Here is a 16,428-nt window from a genome sequence, read left to right as displayed (position 1 = left end):
GGCGCCGGCGGGTGGCGCCGGCGAGGGAGAGGGAACCCCATGCCATTGAGCCTCATCAAGGGCCAGTACCGCATCCTCCGCACCGAGCCCGACGGCGACTCCGTCCGGTTCGTCCCGGACGACCGCGAGGCGTTCACCAAGATCCGGCTGAGGGCGCGGGTGAACAAGACCGGCGGCGCGCAGCTCCGCCTCGACGCCATCGACGCCCTGGAGACGCACTACGCGCCGACCACCCACGGCGGGCACTCCCACCACCAGCCCCTGGACCTGGCGCACGCCGCCCGCGACCGGCTGCTCGGCCTGCTCGGCTTCCAGGAGGTGCGGCACGACGGCGAGCGGGTCGTCCAGGCGTCGCCGGAGCAGGCGCCCGGATACATCCTCACGCGCTTCGCCGACGTCCACGGCCGGCCGGTGTCGTTCGCGTTCGCCGGGGAGGCCGACCACGACGACCTCGCACCGGTCCGCGTCGACGCGGCCCTGCTCAGGAAGAGCGCCAACCACAGGCTCGTCGCCGACGGCCTCGTCTACCCGACGTTCTACAGCAAGCTCTTCCCCGACCTCCGCGAGGAACTGACCGCGGCGACCGAGAAGGCCCGCGCCGCCGGGACGGGCGTGTGGGCGCGGGACGTCACCACCTCCGGCGCCACCATCACCGAGGTCGCCGACCTGGACGAGCGGCTCGTCCTGCTGCCCAAGCTGTACCGGCGCCTCGCCGACTACTTCGCGCTCGGCGGCGGGGATCCCGGCCTCGACGGGTTCGGCGCGTTCCTCGCCACGCGGGACGACCGGCTCTACGTCATCTCCGCCGCCCACGCCACCGGGCTGGACACGGTCGTCGAGGTGGACGGCCGGACCGTCCGCCTGACCCGCCCGCCCGAAGATCTGATCTTCGTCGAGGCGTAGCCGGGACCGTCCGATCGGCACGGGGCGGAGCGGCGAGAGTGCCCTCCGGCGGACGGTGGCGTCCGTTCCGCCAGGGCACGGGTGGACCGGCCGGGGGTCGTTACTCCCGCCGGTCCAGTCCAAGAGCCGTACTCGGGAATCGAACCCGATTCTCCTGGGTGGAAGCCAGGTGCCTCACCATTTCGGCTTGTACGGCGTGCGCGGGGCCCTCGGTCCCGCAGCGCCCCCACCAGGACTCGAACCTGGGGCCTTCGCGTTCGTAGCGCGACGCTCTCATCCACTGAGCTATAGAGGCATGAAAAAGAAACAGGCCGCCGGGATCTCTCCCTGGCGGCCTTGGTGGAGCCTGTCGGCCCTATCCAGAGGCGTCCGAGGGAGCGACGCGACCGCCATGCGGGCGGGTCCCGGAAAGGCGCCGCATTCGCTTGGCGATGATCCCGTTCATCTTCGCGGCTCCTTTCCCGCTCGGTCCGTCATCACTATGGTGCGGCACGCCGCACGGCCGGAGCAAAGGTTTTTCCCTCATCGGTCACGCGTGAGGGGAGAAGGGGCCCAGCGCCCCTTCTCCCCTTTTTCACGCGTCCGTCAGGCGGCTCTGCGGCGGCTGGTGCGCGAGCGTGCCGGGCGGCCCCGCCCCGGGGACAGAATTCGGCCGAGGACGCGGAACGGCAGGGTCACGACACTGATGATCGTGCCGATGACCGCGCTGAGCGCTGCGGTGATGCGGCGCATGGACTTTCACTCCTTCGATCGTCGTCTGTCTCCGACCCCATACCCGGTCAGGGATTTCTAATCGGAATCGTGCCGATGACCACGGTCGAGTAAAGCTCTTCCGACCGTGCGACCTCGATCTGCATGCCCGCGGCCGCCACGATTCCCGCCGCCGCGGGGACCTGCCGCTCGCTCACCTCGGACAGCAGGCGCCCGCCGCGCGCGAGCCAGCGCGGAGCCCCGTCCGCGACCCGGCGCAGGACCTCCAGGCCGTCCGCGCCGCCGTCGAGCGCGATCCGAGGCTCGTGCGCCCGGGCCTCGGCGGGCAGCAGCGCCACCTCCCCGGCCGGGACGTAGGGGACGTTGGCCAGCAGGACGTCCACGCGGCCCTCCAGCGTGCCGGGCAGCGGCGCGAACAGGTCGCCCTCGTACACGCGCCCGGCGGCGCCGACGTTGCGGCGGGCGCACCGGACCGCGGCGGGCTCGATGTCGGCGGCGTGCAGCTCGGCGCCGCCCAGCGCGGCGGCCAGCGCGAGCCCGAGGGCCCCCGAGCCGCAGCACAGGTCGAGGACGACGGCGCGGCGCGGCGCCCGGGTGGCGGCCTGCCGGACGAGGAACTCCGTGCGGCGGCGGGGGACGAAGACGCCGGGGTCCACCTCCACGCGCAGGCCGCAGAACTCGGCCCAGCCGAGGACGTGTTCGAGGGGCAGGCCCCCGGCGCGCCGCTCCACCATGGCGGACAGCTCGTCCGGCGTACGGGCGGCGGACATGAGGAGCCGTGCCTCGTCCTCGGCGAACACGCATCCGGCGGCGCGGAGACGGGACACGACGGTTTCGGAACAGGGTGCTGGCATCGGGTGCCCTTCAGGGAAGCCTCGCGGGCGCGCCGCCCTAGCCCCTGCGGCGGGACGGGAGCGCCCGGCCTGTACGTGCGGGAACGGGACTCACCTCCTCGCCTGATCGCCGATCGACGGGAAAACCCTACCGCGGCCGCAACGCACGGTACCCGGCCGGGGTTCAACGGATATGAGCATCTACGCGAGCAGGGTCGCGCGTGGCGACTGGGACGCGCTCGGCCGCGAGGTCGACGCCTACGGTTTCGCCGTGACGCCCGAGCTGCTGGCCGAGGACGAGTGCGCGGACGTGGCCGCCCTGTACGAGGAGGCGGGACGTTTCCGATCCACGATCGATATGGAGCGCTACCGCTTCGGGGCCGGACAGTACCGGTACTTCGCCGAGCCGTTCCCGGAGGCGGTCCGTGAGTTGCGGACGGCGCTGTACCCGCGGCTGCTGCCCATCGCGCGGGACTGGGCCGGAAGGCTCGGACGCCCCGCACCCTGGCCGGACACCCTGGAGGAGTGGCTCGGCATGTGCCACGCGGCCGGGCAGTCCAAGCCCACGCCGATCCTCCTGCGATACGGGCGGGACGGGTGGAACGCGCTGCACCGCGACCTTTACGGGGACCTGGTGTTCCCGCTCCAGGTCGTCATCGGCCTGGACGAGCCCGGCGCGGACTACACCGGCGGAGAGTTCCTCATGGTCGAGCAGCGGGCGCGGGCCCAGTCGCGCGGGACGGCGACGCTCCTCCCCCGGGGCCGCGGGCTGATCTTCACGACGCGCGACCGGCCCGTCCGGACGAAACGGGGGTGGTCGGCCGCCCCGGTCCGGCACGGCGTCAGCGTGGTCAGGTCCGGGCACCGGCGCACGCTGGGACTGGTCTTCCACGACGCGGCCTGACACGGCGTCATCGGGTTCGACACGGCGCCCTCGCGCCTGACGCGGCGCCGCGGCCCTCGGGGGATGGCCGGAGCGTGTGAACGGGCGCGCGGACCGGCGAATAGCATGGTGCGGTGCCGGGGCTGAAAGCGGATTGCGCGCGCTGTTTCGGCTTGTGCTGCGTGGCGCTCCCCTTCGCGCGGTCGGCCGATTTCGCCTTCGGCAAGGACGCCGGGGAGCCCTGCCGGAACCTGCTGGCCGATTTCCGATGCGGCGTCCATACCGATCTGAGGGGACAAGGATTTCCCGGTTGTGCCGTTTTCGACTGCTTTGGGGCAGGTCAGAGGGTCTCCCAGGAGACGTTCGGCGGGCGCGACTGGCGTCAGGGCGGCGCGTCCGAGATGTTCGCGGCCTTCTCGGTCATGCGGCGGCTCCACGAGCTGCTGTGGTACCTGCGTGAAGCACTGGCGATGCCCGCCGCCGGACCGGTCGGCGGCGATCTCCGGCGGGCGGTGGCGCGGGTCGAGCGCTTCTCCGGCGGCGGTCCCGGCGACCTCGCGGCCGTGGATCAGGAGGCGCTCTGGAAGGCCGTCGATCCCCTGTTGCGCAGGGTCAGCGAGCTGGCGCGCGGCCCCGGCGGCAAGGACCTGCGGCGGGCCGACCTCATCGGCGCCGTGCTGGAAGGCGCCGACCTGCGCGGCGCGAGCCTGCGGGGCGCCCGGCTGATCGCGGCCGGTCTCCGCGACGCCGACCTGCGGGACGCCGATCTGCTCGGGGCCGACCTGCGGGACGCCGACCTGCGCGGCGCGGACCTGCGGGACGCGCTGTTCCTCACGCAGGCGCAGGTCAACGCTGCCAGAGGCGACGGCGCGACCCGGCTTCCGGCGGCCCTGGAGAGGCCCGCGCACTGGACATGAAGCCGTTTAGCGGCTGAACGGGGGGTATGCCCGCGGAACATGGCATGTACAGGGCCATGTCCGTTCCGGGGGGCCGGGTGACGCGGGTCAGATGGTGGGGCACCGGTCTCGTCGCGTGCGTGCTGCTCGTGCTCGGGGCGGGGTTACCGCTGCTGGACGCGGCACTGGGCGCCGGCGGGCGGCCGGTCCGCCCGGGGACGGTGCTGTCGGTCGGGACGGAGCGCGACGGCACCCGGCCGGTGTCGTTCGCGGTCCCGTCCGCGGGCTGGACGCTCAGCGAGGAACGCTCGTTCCTCGGCGGGAACGCGTTCCTGACCAGGGATGAGGTCGCGTTCAACATCAGCGTGGTGGTCCCGCTCGCGCCGCTGGACGCCCCCGCGCTGTGGGACGGCCTCGCGAAGCTCGTCACGGTGGGCCGGGACAGGCGGCTGGGCACGGCACCGGCCACGATCACCACCGTGCACGGGCTGAGGGGCCTCACCGGACACCTCACCGGGGACGGCCGGGCCGGGACCGCCGCCGTGTTCGCGACCAGGAGGCTCGGCGCGACGGTCACCGCGTCGGGACCGCCCGGGGCGTACCGGCGCGTGGCGGCGCAGGTCGACGCCATGATGCGGACCGTGCGGATCTCACCGTGACCGGCCGTCCGGCGTTCTGGCTGTGGGCGGCCACCTGCCTGATCGGCGCCTGGGTCGCCCGCGACGCGCTCCAGGCGCAGGTCCGCGCGTTCCCGGCCGGGGCGCTGGCGGGGTTCGCGCTGCTGACGCCCGTCCTCGTCGGCGGGATCTGGGTGCTCCGGCGGCTGCACCCGGTGCGGACACGCCCGCTCGGCCACGCGCTGATCGCCGTCGGATGGGGAGGGCTGGCCGCGTTCGGGCTGGCGCTGCCGGTCAACGCCGCCTTCCAGGCGGTGCTCGGCAAGACCGCGGGCCCGGACTTCGGCGCGACGTGGGGCGCGGCCATCATCGCGCCGGTCGACGAGGAGATCCTCAAGCTGCTCGGCGTGGTGGTGCTGGCGTTGATCGTGCCGCACGCCGTCCGGGGGCCGCTGGACGGCTACGGGTACGGGGCGCTGGTGGGCCTGGGCTTCCAGGTGTCGGAGAACTTCCTCTACGTGCTGAACACGATCGTGCTGACCGGCGCCACGCAGGACGCGAACGCGGCGTTCTTCTCGTTCGGGAGCCGGATGGTCGGCGGGGCCTGGGCGAGCCACTGGGCGATGACGGCGGTCGGCGGCGCGGGCCTCGGCTGCGTGCTGGGTCGCGCGTCCCGGTGGTCCGTGGCGCTCGCGTGCGCCGCGGTCGTCCTGGCGATGGCGCTGCACTCGTGGTGGGACGCGCCGGTGATGCCCGGTGTGGCGCTGCTGCCGTTCAAGGGCGCGCCGATCCTGATCGTCGCGGTGGTGACCTACCGGGCCGCGCGGTACCGGTACATGGTCCGGTTCCGGCGGGCGGCGAACGCCGAGACCTTCCGGGGCGTCCTGGTCCCGGGTGAGAGCCACGTCCTCACCTACCGCAAGTGGCGGCGCAAGGAGCGGTGGGACGTCCCGGCCGGTGAGCCGCGGCGGCTGCTCGCCCGGCTCCGGGCCGCCGAACTGGACCTGCTCGACGACGGTCTCGGCGGCCTGGAGCCGGATCCGGGGGCGGCGGAGCGACTGCGCGCCGACATCCGGGACCTGCGGCACCTCCTCAAGGCGGCCCAGCGCCCCCGGCTCGCGTGACCACGGCGCCCGCCTCCACCGGCCCGCGCGGATGACGCGTTCGGAATAGCCGAAAGATTTCGCCTCGTTGTCGGTGCATGGAGCTGCGCCAGCTGCGGACGTTCGAGGCCGTCGCCGAGCACGGGACGGTCACCGACGCCGCCAACGCGCTCGGGCTCGCGCCCTCGTCGGTGTCGGAGCAGATCCGGGCCCTGGAGCGGTCGCTGGACGTGGCGCTGTTCGACCGGGGCCCGACGGGCATGCGGCCGACCGCCGCGGGCGAGCGGCTGCGCGGCTGGGCCGGGCGGCTGCTGCTGCAGGCGGAGCAGGCGCGCCGGGACGTCGGCGGAACGTGGCCCGCGGTGCGGCTCGGCGCGCTGGAGACCATCGCCGCGACGCACGTGCCCGGCGTGCTGGCGCGGCTCGCCGAGCGGCGGCCCGGGCTGCGGGTCGAGGTCCGCTCGGACGTCGCCCGCGACCGGCTCCTGGCCGGGGTCGCCGCCGGTGACCTGGACGCCGCGCTCCTGCTCGACCGCGGCGCCGGGCTCGGCGGCCTCGGATTCGCGCCGCCGTCCGCGCCGCTGGACTTCGTCGACCTGGAGCCCGTCCCGCTCGCGCTCGTCGCCGCGCCCGGGCATCCCCTCGCCGGGGCCCCGCCCCTGGCCCCGGAGGATCTGGACGGGGAGAGGCTGCTGGTCAACGTCCCCGCCTGCTCGTTCCGGCTGGCGGGCGAGCGCCTGCTCGGGCCGGGCGTCGAGCGGGTCAGGGCCGGGAGCGTGACCGTGATGGCCTCCTGGGCGGAGCGGGGGCTCGGCATCGCGCTCCTCCCCGAGTCCGCCGTCCGGGAGCGGCTGGACGCGGGGACCCTCGTGCGGCTCGCGCTGGACGCGCCCAGCCTCAGCCTGCGCCTGGTCTGGCGCGGCGACCGGGAGTCACTTCCCGGGCTGCGCGACGTCCTGTACGCGGCGCATTCCGGTAGGCCCGCGGCGTCCCCAGGACCGTGACGAGGTCGGCGGACGCGACCAGCGGGCACACCCGGCTGCGGATCGGATACGCCTGGGCGGCGATGGGCCGTCACACGGTCTGACGGCCGGGCTGTACGGCGGGCGCTGAGGCGCCGCCGTTTGACCATCCCGGCCCCGGGTATCGCAGATCACCGTAACCCAGCTGGCCAGGGAGAACGCTCATGGCGGCACGGAACGGCGGGGCGGCCGCCGGGAGGCTGACCGGGGATCTCGCACGGGGTGTGGACGACCGGCTCGGCGCCGCCGGGTTCCTGAGGCGGAACCTCCGCAAGGCGTTCCCGGGCCACTGGTCGTTCCTGCTCGGCGAGATCGCCCTGTACTCGTTCGTCGTCCTGCTGCTCACCGGCGTCTACCTGACGCTGTTCTTCCAGCCCAGCTCGGCCCCCGCCGTCTACGACGGGTCGTACGCGCCGCTGCGGGGACTGCGGGTCAGCCAGGCGTACGCGTCCACGCTGCACCTGTCGTTCGACGTGCGCGGCGGGCTGCTGATGCGGCAGATCCACCACTGGGCCGCGAACGTCTTCGTCGCGGCGATCTGCGCGCACCTGCTGCGGATCTTCTTCACCGGCGCGTTCCGCCGTCCCCGCGAGATCAACTGGCTGATCGGGGTCACGCTGTTCACGCTCGCGCTCGCCGAGGGCTTCGCCGGGTACTCGCTGCCGGACGACCTGCTGTCGGGCACCGGCCTGCGGATCGCGCAGGGCATCATGCTGTCGATCCCCGTCGCCGGCACCTACGTGAGCATGTTCGTGTTCGGCGGCGAGTTCCCCGACGAGGACTTCATCCCCCGGCTGTTCACGGTGCACATCCTGCTGGTCCCGGGCCTTCTGCTCGGCTTGATCACCGCCCACCTGATGATCCTCTGGCACCAGACGCACACCCAGTTCCCCGCGAAGGGGCGCCGCGAGTCACGCGTCTCGGGCCATCCCGCGTACCCGCACTTCGCCGCGCAGAGCGGCGCCTACTTCCTCTACACCCTCGGCGTCCTGGCCGCGATGGCGACGTTGCTCCAGGTCAACCCGGTGTGGCTGTACGGCCCCTACGAGCCCTCGCAGGTCTCGACCGCCTCGCAGCCGGACTGGTACGTGGGGTTCCTGGAGGGCGCGCTGCGGATCATGCCGCCGCTGACCACGACGGTGGCGGGCCACACCGTTGGCTGGAACGTGTTCCTGCCCACGATCGTGCTGCCCGGGGCGTTCTTCACATGCATCGCCCTCTACCCTTTCGCCGAGCGCTGGGCGACCGGGGACCGCCGCGTCCACCATCTGCTGGACCGGCCGCGCAACGCGGCCACCAGGACCGGCATCGGCGGCGCGGTGATCGCCTGGTACGGCAACCTTTGGGCGGCCGGGGGCAACGACGTCCTCTCCTACACCTTCGGCCTTCCGCTGTACGCGACGACGTGGTTCTTCCGCGTGGGCTTCTTCGTCTTCCCGTTCCTGGCCTTCGCGCTCACCCGGCGGGCCTGCCTGAGCCTCCAGCGCCGCGACCTGCGCGTCCGGGAGGAGGGCGTGGAGACCGGGCTGGTCAGGCTGACACCGGACGGCGGGTTCGCCGAACGTCACGAGCCGCCCTCCGACGAGGAGGAGGCCGTCCTCCTGACCCGCAGGCCGCAGGAGCTGGTGGCCTCCTATCCGCGGCACATCATCCCGCTCCCGACGCCGGGCCGCGCCCGCGCCCAGGTCCGCACGCGCCTGAACCGGTTCTACTTCGACTACCAGTGCGAGTCCCGCGGCGGCGGCCAAGGCGACCACGAGCACGCCGGCCATGAGGGGCACGACGGGCATGACGGGCAAGCCGGGGGCCCCGCGACGCCGGACGGGCGGCCAGGGGACTAGCCGGCCCGGCGGCGCGCTCAGCCGTACGGCGGGGGCTGGGGAAGCGCGGGCTCGGCCTCCTGGGGCGGCTCCGCCGGCGGGTAGTGCAGGTCGAACGCGGGCCGCAGCGACCTGATGCGCGGCATCGCGGTGAAGTTGTGGCGGGGCGGCGGGCAGGAGGTCGCCCACTCCAGCGACCCGCCGAAACCCCACGGATCGTCCACGCCGACGCGCTCGCCCCGTTTGTGCGTCCGCCAGATGTTCCACAGGAACGCGAACGTGGACGCGCCGAGGACGAACGAGCCGATCGACGACACCATGTTCAGCGTGGCGAACCCGCCGGCGTAGTCGTCGACGCGGCGGGGCATCCCCTCGGCGCCGAGCCAGTGCTGGACGAGGAACGTCGTGTGGAACCCGGCGAACAGCGACCAGAAATGGATCTTCCCCCAGGTCTCGTCCAGCTTCTTGCCCGTCATCTTGGGCCACCAGAAGTAGAAGCCGCCGAACATCGCGAACACGACGGTGCCGAACAGGACGTAGTGGAAATGTCCGACCACGAAGTACGAGTCGGTGAGGTGGAAGTCCATCGGCGGTGAGGCCAGGATGACCCCCGTCAGGCCGCCGAACAGGAACGTGACGAGGAACCCCAGGGCCCACAGCATCGGCGTCTCGAACGTCAGCTGCCCCTTCCAGATCGTCCCGACCCAGTTGAAGAACTTGATGCCGGTCGGCACGGCGATCATGAAGGAGGTGAAGGAGAAGAACGGCAGCAGCACCTGGCCGGTCGCGAACATGTGGTGGGCCCACACCGTCATCGACAGGCCCGTGATCGCGATCGTGGCCGCGACGAGCGCGAGATACCCGAAGACCGGCTTGCGGGAGAACACCGGGAGGATCTCGGTGACGATGCCGAAGAACGGCAGCGCCACGATGTACACCTCGGGATGGCCGAAGAACCAGAACAGGTGCTGCCAGAGCAGCGCTCCCCCGTGACCGGGGTCGTAGACGTGCGCGCCCAGCCTCCGGTCGGCCTCCAGGGCCAGCAGCGCGGCGGCGAGCACGGGGAAGGCGATGAGCACCATGACGCTGGTCAGCAGCACGTTCCAGGTGAAGATCGGCAGCCGGAACATCACCATCCCCGGCGCGCGCATCGTGATGATCGTGGAGATCAGGTTGACCCCGGTGAAGATCGTCCCGAAACCGGACAGGACGAGGCCCATCACCCACAGGTCGCCGCCGTGCCCCGGCGAGAACGTCTCCGACGACAGCGGCGTGTAGGCGAACCAGCCGAACGACGCCGCGCCGCCCGGCACGACGAAGCCCAGCAGCACCATCAGGGCGCCGAACAGGAACAGGTAGTAGCTGAGGGTGTTCAGCCGCGGGAACGCCACGTCCGGCGCGCCGATCTGCAGCGGGACGATCACGTTCGCGAACCCGGCGAACAGCGGCGTCGCGAACAGCAGCAGCATGACCGTGCCGTGGATCGTGAACATCTGGTTGTACCGCTCGTCGGTCACGACCTGCATGCCCGGCCTCAGGAGCTCCGCGCGCATCACCATCGCCATGACACCGGCGATCAGGAACATCGTGAACGAGGTGGCTAGGTAGAGGTACCCGACGACCTTGTGGTCGGTGGTGGCGAGGACGTCGCCGAAGCGCGTGCCCTTCCGGTGCCGCTCCAGCGCGTCCGCGACGCCGGTGTCCCGCCGGTCCTGGACGGCCGTCATCCGGCACTCCCCCCCTCGCCCCCCTGTGGTGACTTGCCGGAAGGACGGGCGTTCAAACGCCGGGGCGCGCCTACCGGGCGGCGGCGACCCTCAGCCGCCGCTCCGGGCGGACGGGGACCGGGGGTGGCAGGGACCCCGTCCCCTCGGCGGGCGTGAACGGCGAGCCGACGGGGCGCCCGGCGGTCAGGGCGTCCAGCCGGTGCAGGAAGATGCCCTCGCGGAGCGCCCACGGGCAGACGTCGAGGGCTTCGAGCGAGAGGACGTCCATCACCGCCTCGGCCACGATCGCCCCGGCGAGGATCTGGTGGGCGCGGGACTCCCGGACCCCGCGCAGGCCGGCCCGCTCCTCGTTCGACAGCGTCGCGAGCCGGGGAATCCAGTCTTGCAGGTCGCGCCGCGCCAGCCTGCGGGCCGCGTACGGGCCCGCCTTGCTCTTGGGGGCGCCGCACAGCCGCGCGAGCTGGGTGAACGTCTTGGACGTGGCGACGGCCCGCACCGGCGCGGGGCGTTCGGCGATCCCGGCCGCCGTCTCGGCGAGGACGGACCGGACATGCCTGCGCAGGGCCTTGCGCCTCTTCTTGGGGACGGGCGGGCGGGCGGGCAGGTGGTGGCGCGTGAGGCGGCCCGCCCCGAGCGGCAGGGACAGCGCGATCTCGGGCTCCTCACCGGCCCCGTAGGCCAGCTCCGTCGACCCGCCGCCGATGTCGGCGAGCAGCACCGGCCCCGCCGACCAGCCGTACCAGCGGCGCGCCGCGAGGAACGTCAGGCGCGCCTCCTGCTCGCCCGACAGGAAGCCGATCGAGATCCCGGTGGCGGCGCGGACCTCCGCGGCGACGGCGTCGCGGTTGGCGGCGTCCCGCAGGGCGGACGTGGCGAGCGGGACCAGCTCGTGGACGTCGCTGACGGCGGCGGCGACGGCGGCCTCGCGCACCGCGCCGACCAGCCGGCCGACGGCCGGGCGCCCGATCACGCCCTCCCGGTCGGTGGCCTCGGCCAGCCGCACGGCGCTCTTGACCGACCGCACGGGGGCCGGCCCGTGTCCCGGGCTGAGGTCGGCGATGCGCAGGTGAGCGGAGTTGGAACCGATGTCGAGGACTCCGAGGCGCAGGCGGGGGTGGTCCATGGCCCAGCCTTTACCCCCGTTTGACCAATCCAGTCCGGAAGGCCGGAACCAGGGGCGGCGCGACGGTAGAAGCCGTCATCTTCGGGAAGGCCGCGGGAAGACCCGTCCGTTCGAAGGAGTCCCGGTTTTGCGACAGGACAAGCCGACCTCGCGGCCCTGGGAGGAGGCCGGGCGGGGCCCGGCGGCCGCCCGGCGCCCGGGGGGCCGCGACACCGGCGTCACCACCGGCGTCACCACCGGCGTCAAAGACGCGCGCGACGAGGCGGCCCGCGCGCTCGCCGCCCTGGACACCGCGTACAGGCGCAGCGTCCGGGCCCGCCGGGCGGGAGACGGCGTACCGCCCGCGATGGACGACGGCCGGCTCACCGAGGCCGCCCACGCCCTGGCGCAGGCGGCCCGTGACCTGGCCCGGACCCTGCACGTCCAGGACCGGCCCGCCGCCCGGCCCTCCGCTCCGTCCCGGGCGAGGCGCCCGGCGGACAACGAGCCGCTCGTCACACTGGACCTCGCCCACCGCATCGGCCCGGGCTGGCGGCTGTGCCAGTTCACCCACGCCGACCGCGACGCCCACCGCTGGCACGTGCGGCACGACGGGCACGTCGCCGGGATCGTCACGCACTACCTGAACCTGCGCGGCGAGCGGGCGGGCTGGGAGGCGCACGACGCGCGCGGCTTCCGGCTGCGGCCCGGCACCGGCCACACGTCCGGGCGGCCCCCGGCGCATCTGTGGGAGACCCGGGTGGCGGCCGTGCGCGCGGTGGCCGACGTCCACCCGTGCCCCGAACCCCGACCACCGACCCCGAGAGGAAGGCGGCGATCATGAAGGCGCTGACCTGGCACGGCAGGCGGGACGTCCGCGTCGACACCGTGCCCGACCCGGCCATCAAGGAGCGGGACGACGCGATCATCCGCGTCACCTCGTCCGGGATCTGCGGTTCGGACCTGCACCTGTACGAGGTGCTCGGGCCGTTCCTCGAAGAGGGGGACGTCCTCGGCCACGAGCCGATCGGCGTCGTCGAGGAGACCGGGCCCGAGGTCACCCACATCTCCCCCGGCGACCGGGTGGTCATTCCGTTCAACATCGCCTGCGGCCACTGCCACATGTGCGGGATGAAGCTGTTCGCGCAGTGTGAGACCACGCAGGTCCGCGAGCACGGGATGGGCGCCGCGCTGTTCGGCTACACCCGGCTGTACGGGCAGGTGCCGGGCGCACAGGCGGAGTACCTGCGGGTGCCGCAGGCCCACTTCGGCCCGATCAGGGTCCCCGAGGGGCCGCCGGACGAGCGGTTCGTCTACCTCTCCGACGTGCTGCCCACCGCGTGGCAGGCCGTGGAGTGGGCGGAGGTCCCCGACGGCGGCTCGGTGACCGTGCTCGGCCTCGGCCCGATCGGGCAGATGGCCGCCCGCATCGCGCGCCACCGCGGCCACCGGGTGATCGGCGTCGACCTCGTCCCCGAGCGGCTGGAGATGGCCCGGCGCAACGGCGTGGAGGTGATCGACTCCGACGAGGCCGACGACGTCGCGGACGCCGTCCGGCAGCTCACCGGCGGCCGCGGCACCGACTCGGTCATCGACGCGGTCGGCATGGAGGCGCACGGCTCGCCCGGCGCCAAGTTCGCGCAGGCGCTCACCGGGCTGATGCCCGGCAACGCCGCCGCCCCGCTGATGCAGCGCGTCGGCGTGGACCGGCTCGCCGCGCTGGCCACCGCGATCGAGGTCGTCCGCCGCGGCGGGACGATCTCGGTCAGCGGCGTGTACGGCGGCATGACCGACCCGCTGCCGATGCTGCGGATGTTCGACAAGGGCATCGCGCTGCGGATGGGCCAGGCGCACGTCAAGCGGTGGATCGGCAAGCTGATGCCGCTGGTCGCCGACGACGCCGACCCGCTCGGCGTGATGGACCTCGCCACCCACCGGGTGTCCCTGGACGAGGCGCCCGCGGCGTACGAGATGTTCCAGAAGAAGCAGGACGGCGCCATCAAGGTGCTCGTCCAGCCGGGCGCCTGAGGGCGGACGCCCGAGGGGCGTGCGCGTCGCGTCACCCGGCCCCCGCGTGCCCGGTCCGTCGCCGATCTCCGGGAGGGGACTCTGACATCCTGTCCGCAGGACCAGTCAAGGAGGTGGGCCGATGCACCCGCTGCGCGCGGCCGTCGAGCGGGGCGACATGGACGCCGTCCCGGCGCTGCTGGCCAAGGACGTCACCTTCCTCAGCCCGGTGGCGTTCGCGCCGTACGACGGCCGGGAGATGGTGAGCGCCATCCTGCGGGGCGTGATGCGGGTCTTCGAGGACTTCCGCTACGTCCGGGAGATCGGCGACCCCGCCGGACGCGACCACGCGCTGGTGTTCAAGGCGCGGGTCGGCGACCGGGAGGTGCACGGCTGCGACTTCCTGCGGCACGACGCCGACGGCCTCATCGACGAATTCTGCGTGATGGTCCGCCCGCTGTCGGGCGCGAACGCGCTGTCGGAGGCGATGGCGGCGCAGTTCGAGGCGATCCGGCGCGAGGCCGGGACGCCCTGACCCGCCACCGGGAGCGCGGTGGCCCGGTGGCGGGGGCCCGGAGGGCGGCCGTCAGGCGGGGACGTGGTCCTTCCGGCGGGTCCAGTGCCGGTGCGCGGCGACCGCCTTGACCAGCTCGTCGGTGAAGTCGCCGCCCGCTCCCTCGGCCGTGACGACGCCGGTGTCGGAGACCGTGTCGCCGTCGGCGAACCGCACCCCGGTGATCCCGGCCCGCTCCAGCAGGCCGATCCCCGCGTCCAGCGCGCCGACGGCCTTGCAGTGCACGAACGCCTCGGCGACGAAGTGGACGGCGTCGCCGTCCTGCGCGAGCGTGCGGACGCTCTCCTCCCCGCCCGGCACCACCACCGCGTCGTAGAGGACGGACGCGACGGTCGGCATCGCCCTGGTCACCTCCACCCGCCCGCCGTTGGCGGCCTGGATGAAGCCGTCCTGCGCGGCGAGCACCTCGCACACCGCGCCCGCCCCGGTCAGCGCGTCCCCGACCGCCGCGACGGCGCCGGAGTCGACGCCGTCGGCCGCCAGGATCGCGATCTTGCGGCCCTGGACGGAGTCCTTCGGCGCGTTGTCCTGGCTCAGCGCGGGCGACACGCGGCCGTGGTTGGCGGTCACCGGGGCCTGCGGCGGCTCCACCCCTACGCCCTGCGCGACCTGGACGGCGAGATCGTGGTCGACATGGGCGAGGTGCCCGATCACGCCCTCGCGGACGTGCTTGTGGTCGCACTTGCCGAGCTCGAACCGGAACGCGCCGACGATGTGCTCCTTCTCCCAGTCGGACATGCTGTTCCAGAACAGCGTCGCCTGGGAGTAGTGGTCGGCGAAGCTCTCGCTGCGCTTGCGGATCTTGTTGCCGTCCACGCGCTCCTGGAAGTGCGTGTAGGAGCCCTCGCCGCCGACGGCCGGGCAGCCGCCCGACAGCGAGTTCTTGTGGTAGGCCGACTGCCCCCGCTGGATCGCCATCTGGTGGTAGCCCTCGCGGTGGTGGTTGCGGACGTCGGCGACGGGCCGGTTCACCGGGATCTGCGGGAAGTTCGGGCCGCCGAGCCGGATGAGCTGCGTGTCCAGATAGGAGAACAGCCGGGCCTGGAGCAGCGGGTCGTTGGTGAAGTCGATGCCCGGCACGACGTTGCCGAGGTGGAAGGCGACCTGCTCGGTCTCGGCGAAGAAGTTGTCGGGGTTGCGGTCCAGCACCAGCCGGCCGACCGGCCGCACCGGCACCTCCTCCTCCGGAATGATCTTCGTCGCGTCGAGGAGGTCGAAGTCGAACCGGTGCTCGTCCTCGGCCGGGACCAGCTGGACGCCGAGCTCGTATTCGGGATGGTCGCCGTCCTCGATGCGGTCCCACAGGTCGCGGCGGTTGAAGTCGGGGTCCTTGCCGGCGATCTTCTGCGTCTCGTCCCAGGCCAGCGAATGGGTGCCGAGCTTGGGCTTCCAGTGGAACTTCACGAACGTGCCGCGTCCCTCGGCGTTCACCAGCCGGAACGTGTGGACGCCGAACCCCTGCATCATCGCGTAGCTGCGCGGCAGCGCCCGGTCCGACATCAGCCACATCATCATGTGCATGGTCTCGGGCTGGAGCTGCACGAAGTCCCAGAGCGTGTCGTGCGCCGAGGACGCCTGCGGGATCTCGTTCGGCGGCTCCGGCTTCACGGCGTGGACGAAGTCGGGGAACTTGATGCCGTCCTGGATGAAGAACACCGGCATGTTGTTGCCGACGAGGTCGAAGTTGCCCTGGCGCGTGTAGAACTTCGTCGCGAAGCCGCGGACGTCGCGGACGGTATCGGCCGAGCCGCGCGAGCCCGCGACGGTGGAGAAACGCACGAACACCGGCGTCGTCAGCGAGGTGTCGCACAGGAACTCGGCGGTGGTGTACTCGGCGAGCGACTCGTCGAGATGGAACCGGCCATAGGCCCCCGCGCCGCGCGCGTGGACGACACGCTCGGGAATCCGCTCGTGGTCGAAATGGGTGATCTTCTCGCGGAGATGGAAGTCCTCCATCAGGGTCGGCCCGCGCTCGCCGGCCTTCAGCGAGTTGTCGGTGTCGTCCGGCCGGATGCCCTGGTCGGTGGTCAGCGCGGTCCCCTCCGGGCTCACCCTGTACTGCTCCAGCTGCTCCTGCTTCGGGTCGTCCCGCCCGGCGGGGTCGGCCATGATCCAGCTCCCTCGGTGGTGATGTGGTTCCGTCGCACCCGCTACCCGGCACCGTTCGCGACATGCACGGTTTGACCGGAACTTGAGTTCCGCCGGGAACAGCACTGTCGTACCGCGAACG

15 protein-coding genes and 2 tRNA genes are annotated in these 16,428 nt (G+C 72.9%); 10 read left to right on the top strand and 7 right to left on the bottom strand.

Annotated elements, in window-relative coordinates:
* Positions 1-39: 39 nt before the first annotated feature.
* Positions 40-903, top strand: coding sequence for a hypothetical protein (locus AGRA3207_RS35415; protein ID WP_231331624.1), 864 nt, complete (start codon positions 40-42; stop codon positions 901-903).
* Positions 904-1,027: 124 nt separating this feature from the next.
* Here AGRA3207_RS35415 and AGRA3207_RS35410 read toward each other — a convergent pair.
* From AGRA3207_RS35410 to AGRA3207_RS35395, 4 genes are all read right to left on the bottom strand, one after another.
* A tRNA-Gly gene (locus AGRA3207_RS35410) sits at positions 1,028-1,099 on the bottom strand.
* 25 nt (positions 1,100-1,124) lie between these two features.
* Positions 1,125-1,198: transfer RNA gene (locus tag AGRA3207_RS35405), tRNA-Arg, on the bottom strand.
* A gap of 290 nt (positions 1,199-1,488) precedes the next feature.
* Positions 1,489-1,635, bottom strand: coding sequence for an LPFR motif small protein (locus AGRA3207_RS35400; RefSeq protein ID WP_231331622.1), 147 nt, complete (start codon positions 1,633-1,635; stop codon positions 1,489-1,491).
* Between the two features lie 47 nt (positions 1,636-1,682).
* Positions 1,683-2,468: a putative protein N(5)-glutamine methyltransferase gene (locus AGRA3207_RS35395; RefSeq protein WP_231331620.1), complete on the bottom strand. Its 786-nt coding sequence runs from the start codon at positions 2,466-2,468 to the stop codon at positions 1,683-1,685.
* Between the two features lie 172 nt (positions 2,469-2,640).
* Here AGRA3207_RS35395 and AGRA3207_RS35390 point away from each other — a divergent pair, with 172 nt between their 5' ends.
* The 6 genes from AGRA3207_RS35390 (at position 2,641) to qcrB (ending at position 8,809) form a co-directional block, all read left to right on the top strand.
* Complete coding sequence (locus tag AGRA3207_RS35390) at positions 2,641-3,351, top strand: 2OG-Fe(II) oxygenase (protein WP_231331619.1); 711 nt, start codon at positions 2,641-2,643, stop codon at positions 3,349-3,351.
* Between the two features lie 113 nt (positions 3,352-3,464).
* The gene (locus AGRA3207_RS35385) at positions 3,465-4,247 is read left to right on the top strand and encodes a pentapeptide repeat-containing protein (RefSeq protein ID WP_231331618.1); all 783 of its coding nucleotides are present in this window, start codon (positions 3,465-3,467) and stop codon (positions 4,245-4,247) included.
* 56 nt (positions 4,248-4,303) lie between these two features.
* Positions 4,304-4,885, top strand: a complete 582-nt coding sequence (locus AGRA3207_RS35380) for a hypothetical protein (RefSeq protein WP_231331617.1) — start codon at positions 4,304-4,306, stop codon at positions 4,883-4,885.
* A complete protein-coding gene (locus tag AGRA3207_RS35375; RefSeq protein WP_231331616.1) occupies positions 4,882-5,967 on the top strand; it encodes a PrsW family intramembrane metalloprotease in 1,086 nt (361 codons plus the stop codon). The genes AGRA3207_RS35380 and AGRA3207_RS35375 overlap by 4 nt, the downstream gene beginning before the upstream one ends.
* Positions 5,968-6,044: 77 nt before the next feature.
* Positions 6,045-6,950, top strand: a complete 906-nt coding sequence (locus AGRA3207_RS35370; protein WP_231331614.1) for a LysR family transcriptional regulator — start codon at positions 6,045-6,047, stop codon at positions 6,948-6,950.
* Positions 6,951-7,132: 182 nt separating this feature from the next.
* On the top strand, positions 7,133-8,809 hold the full coding sequence (gene qcrB / locus AGRA3207_RS35365; protein WP_231331613.1) for a cytochrome bc1 complex cytochrome b subunit: 1,677 nt from the start codon (positions 7,133-7,135) through the stop codon (positions 8,807-8,809).
* A 17-nt stretch (positions 8,810-8,826) separates the two neighbouring features.
* Here qcrB and ctaD read toward each other — a convergent pair whose 3' ends face one another.
* Together ctaD and AGRA3207_RS35355 are read right to left on the bottom strand one after the other, a co-directional pair.
* A complete protein-coding gene (ctaD, locus tag AGRA3207_RS35360) occupies positions 8,827-10,515 on the bottom strand; it encodes an aa3-type cytochrome oxidase subunit I (protein WP_231331611.1) in 1,689 nt (562 codons plus the stop codon).
* Positions 10,516-10,585: 70 nt separating this feature from the next.
* Positions 10,586-11,638 (bottom strand): Ppx/GppA phosphatase family protein, encoded by a 1,053-nt coding sequence (locus AGRA3207_RS35355; RefSeq protein WP_231331609.1) that lies wholly within the window; start codon positions 11,636-11,638, stop codon positions 10,586-10,588.
* Between the two features lie 127 nt (positions 11,639-11,765).
* On the opposite strand from AGRA3207_RS35355, the gene AGRA3207_RS35350 reads away from it, so the two are divergent.
* The 3 genes from AGRA3207_RS35350 to AGRA3207_RS35340 all read left to right on the top strand — a co-directional run bounded on the left by AGRA3207_RS35350 (position 11,766) and on the right by AGRA3207_RS35340 (position 14,159).
* Entirely contained in the window at positions 11,766-12,461 is a 696-nt protein-coding gene (locus AGRA3207_RS35350; RefSeq protein WP_231331608.1) for a hypothetical protein, read from the top strand.
* Positions 12,458-13,645, top strand: a complete 1,188-nt coding sequence (locus AGRA3207_RS35345) for a zinc-dependent alcohol dehydrogenase (protein WP_231331607.1) — start codon at positions 12,458-12,460, stop codon at positions 13,643-13,645. The genes AGRA3207_RS35350 and AGRA3207_RS35345 overlap by 4 nt, the downstream gene beginning before the upstream one ends.
* A 121-nt stretch (positions 13,646-13,766) precedes the next feature.
* The gene (locus AGRA3207_RS35340; protein ID WP_231331606.1) at positions 13,767-14,159 is read left to right on the top strand and encodes a nuclear transport factor 2 family protein; all 393 of its coding nucleotides are present in this window, start codon (positions 13,767-13,769) and stop codon (positions 14,157-14,159) included.
* 51 nt (positions 14,160-14,210) lie between these two features.
* Here the strand turns inward: AGRA3207_RS35340 and AGRA3207_RS35335 are convergent, their stop codons facing one another.
* Positions 14,211-16,307, bottom strand: coding sequence for a catalase (locus AGRA3207_RS35335; protein ID WP_231331604.1), 2,097 nt, complete (start codon positions 16,305-16,307; stop codon positions 14,211-14,213).
* Between the last annotated feature and the right edge of the window lie 121 nt (positions 16,308-16,428).

Source organism: Actinomadura graeca, from assembly GCF_019175365.1.
Lineage (GTDB): Bacteria > Actinomycetota > Actinomycetes > Streptosporangiales > Streptosporangiaceae > Spirillospora > Spirillospora graeca.
This window is presented reverse-complemented; position numbering and strand designations above follow the sequence as displayed.

Bases quoted from the DNA above. Each gene is read 5' to 3' on its own strand.
- AGRA3207_RS35415 (WP_231331624.1), top strand. From the start codon at position 40: ATGCCATTGAGCCTCATCAAGGGCCAGTACCGCATCCTCCGCACCGAG.
- AGRA3207_RS35400 (WP_231331622.1), bottom strand. From the start codon at position 1,635: ATGCGCCGCATCACCGCAGCGCTCAGCGCGGTCATCGGCACGATCATC.
- AGRA3207_RS35395 (WP_231331620.1), bottom strand. From the start codon at position 2,468: ATGCCAGCACCCTGTTCCGAAACCGTCGTGTCCCGTCTCCGCGCCGCC.
- AGRA3207_RS35390 (WP_231331619.1), top strand. From the start codon at position 2,641: ATGAGCATCTACGCGAGCAGGGTCGCGCGTGGCGACTGGGACGCGCTC.
- AGRA3207_RS35380 (WP_231331617.1), top strand. From the start codon at position 4,304: ATGTCCGTTCCGGGGGGCCGGGTGACGCGGGTCAGATGGTGGGGCACC.
- AGRA3207_RS35370 (WP_231331614.1), top strand. From the start codon at position 6,045: ATGGAGCTGCGCCAGCTGCGGACGTTCGAGGCCGTCGCCGAGCACGGG.
- qcrB (WP_231331613.1), top strand. From the start codon at position 7,133: ATGGCGGCACGGAACGGCGGGGCGGCCGCCGGGAGGCTGACCGGGGAT.
- ctaD (WP_231331611.1), bottom strand. From the start codon at position 10,515: ATGACGGCCGTCCAGGACCGGCGGGACACCGGCGTCGCGGACGCGCTG.
- AGRA3207_RS35355 (WP_231331609.1), bottom strand. From the start codon at position 11,638: ATGGACCACCCCCGCCTGCGCCTCGGAGTCCTCGACATCGGTTCCAAC.
- AGRA3207_RS35345 (WP_231331607.1), top strand. From the start codon at position 12,458: ATGAAGGCGCTGACCTGGCACGGCAGGCGGGACGTCCGCGTCGACACC.
- AGRA3207_RS35340 (WP_231331606.1), top strand. From the start codon at position 13,767: ATGCACCCGCTGCGCGCGGCCGTCGAGCGGGGCGACATGGACGCCGTC.
- AGRA3207_RS35335 (WP_231331604.1), bottom strand. From the start codon at position 16,307: ATGGCCGACCCCGCCGGGCGGGACGACCCGAAGCAGGAGCAGCTGGAG.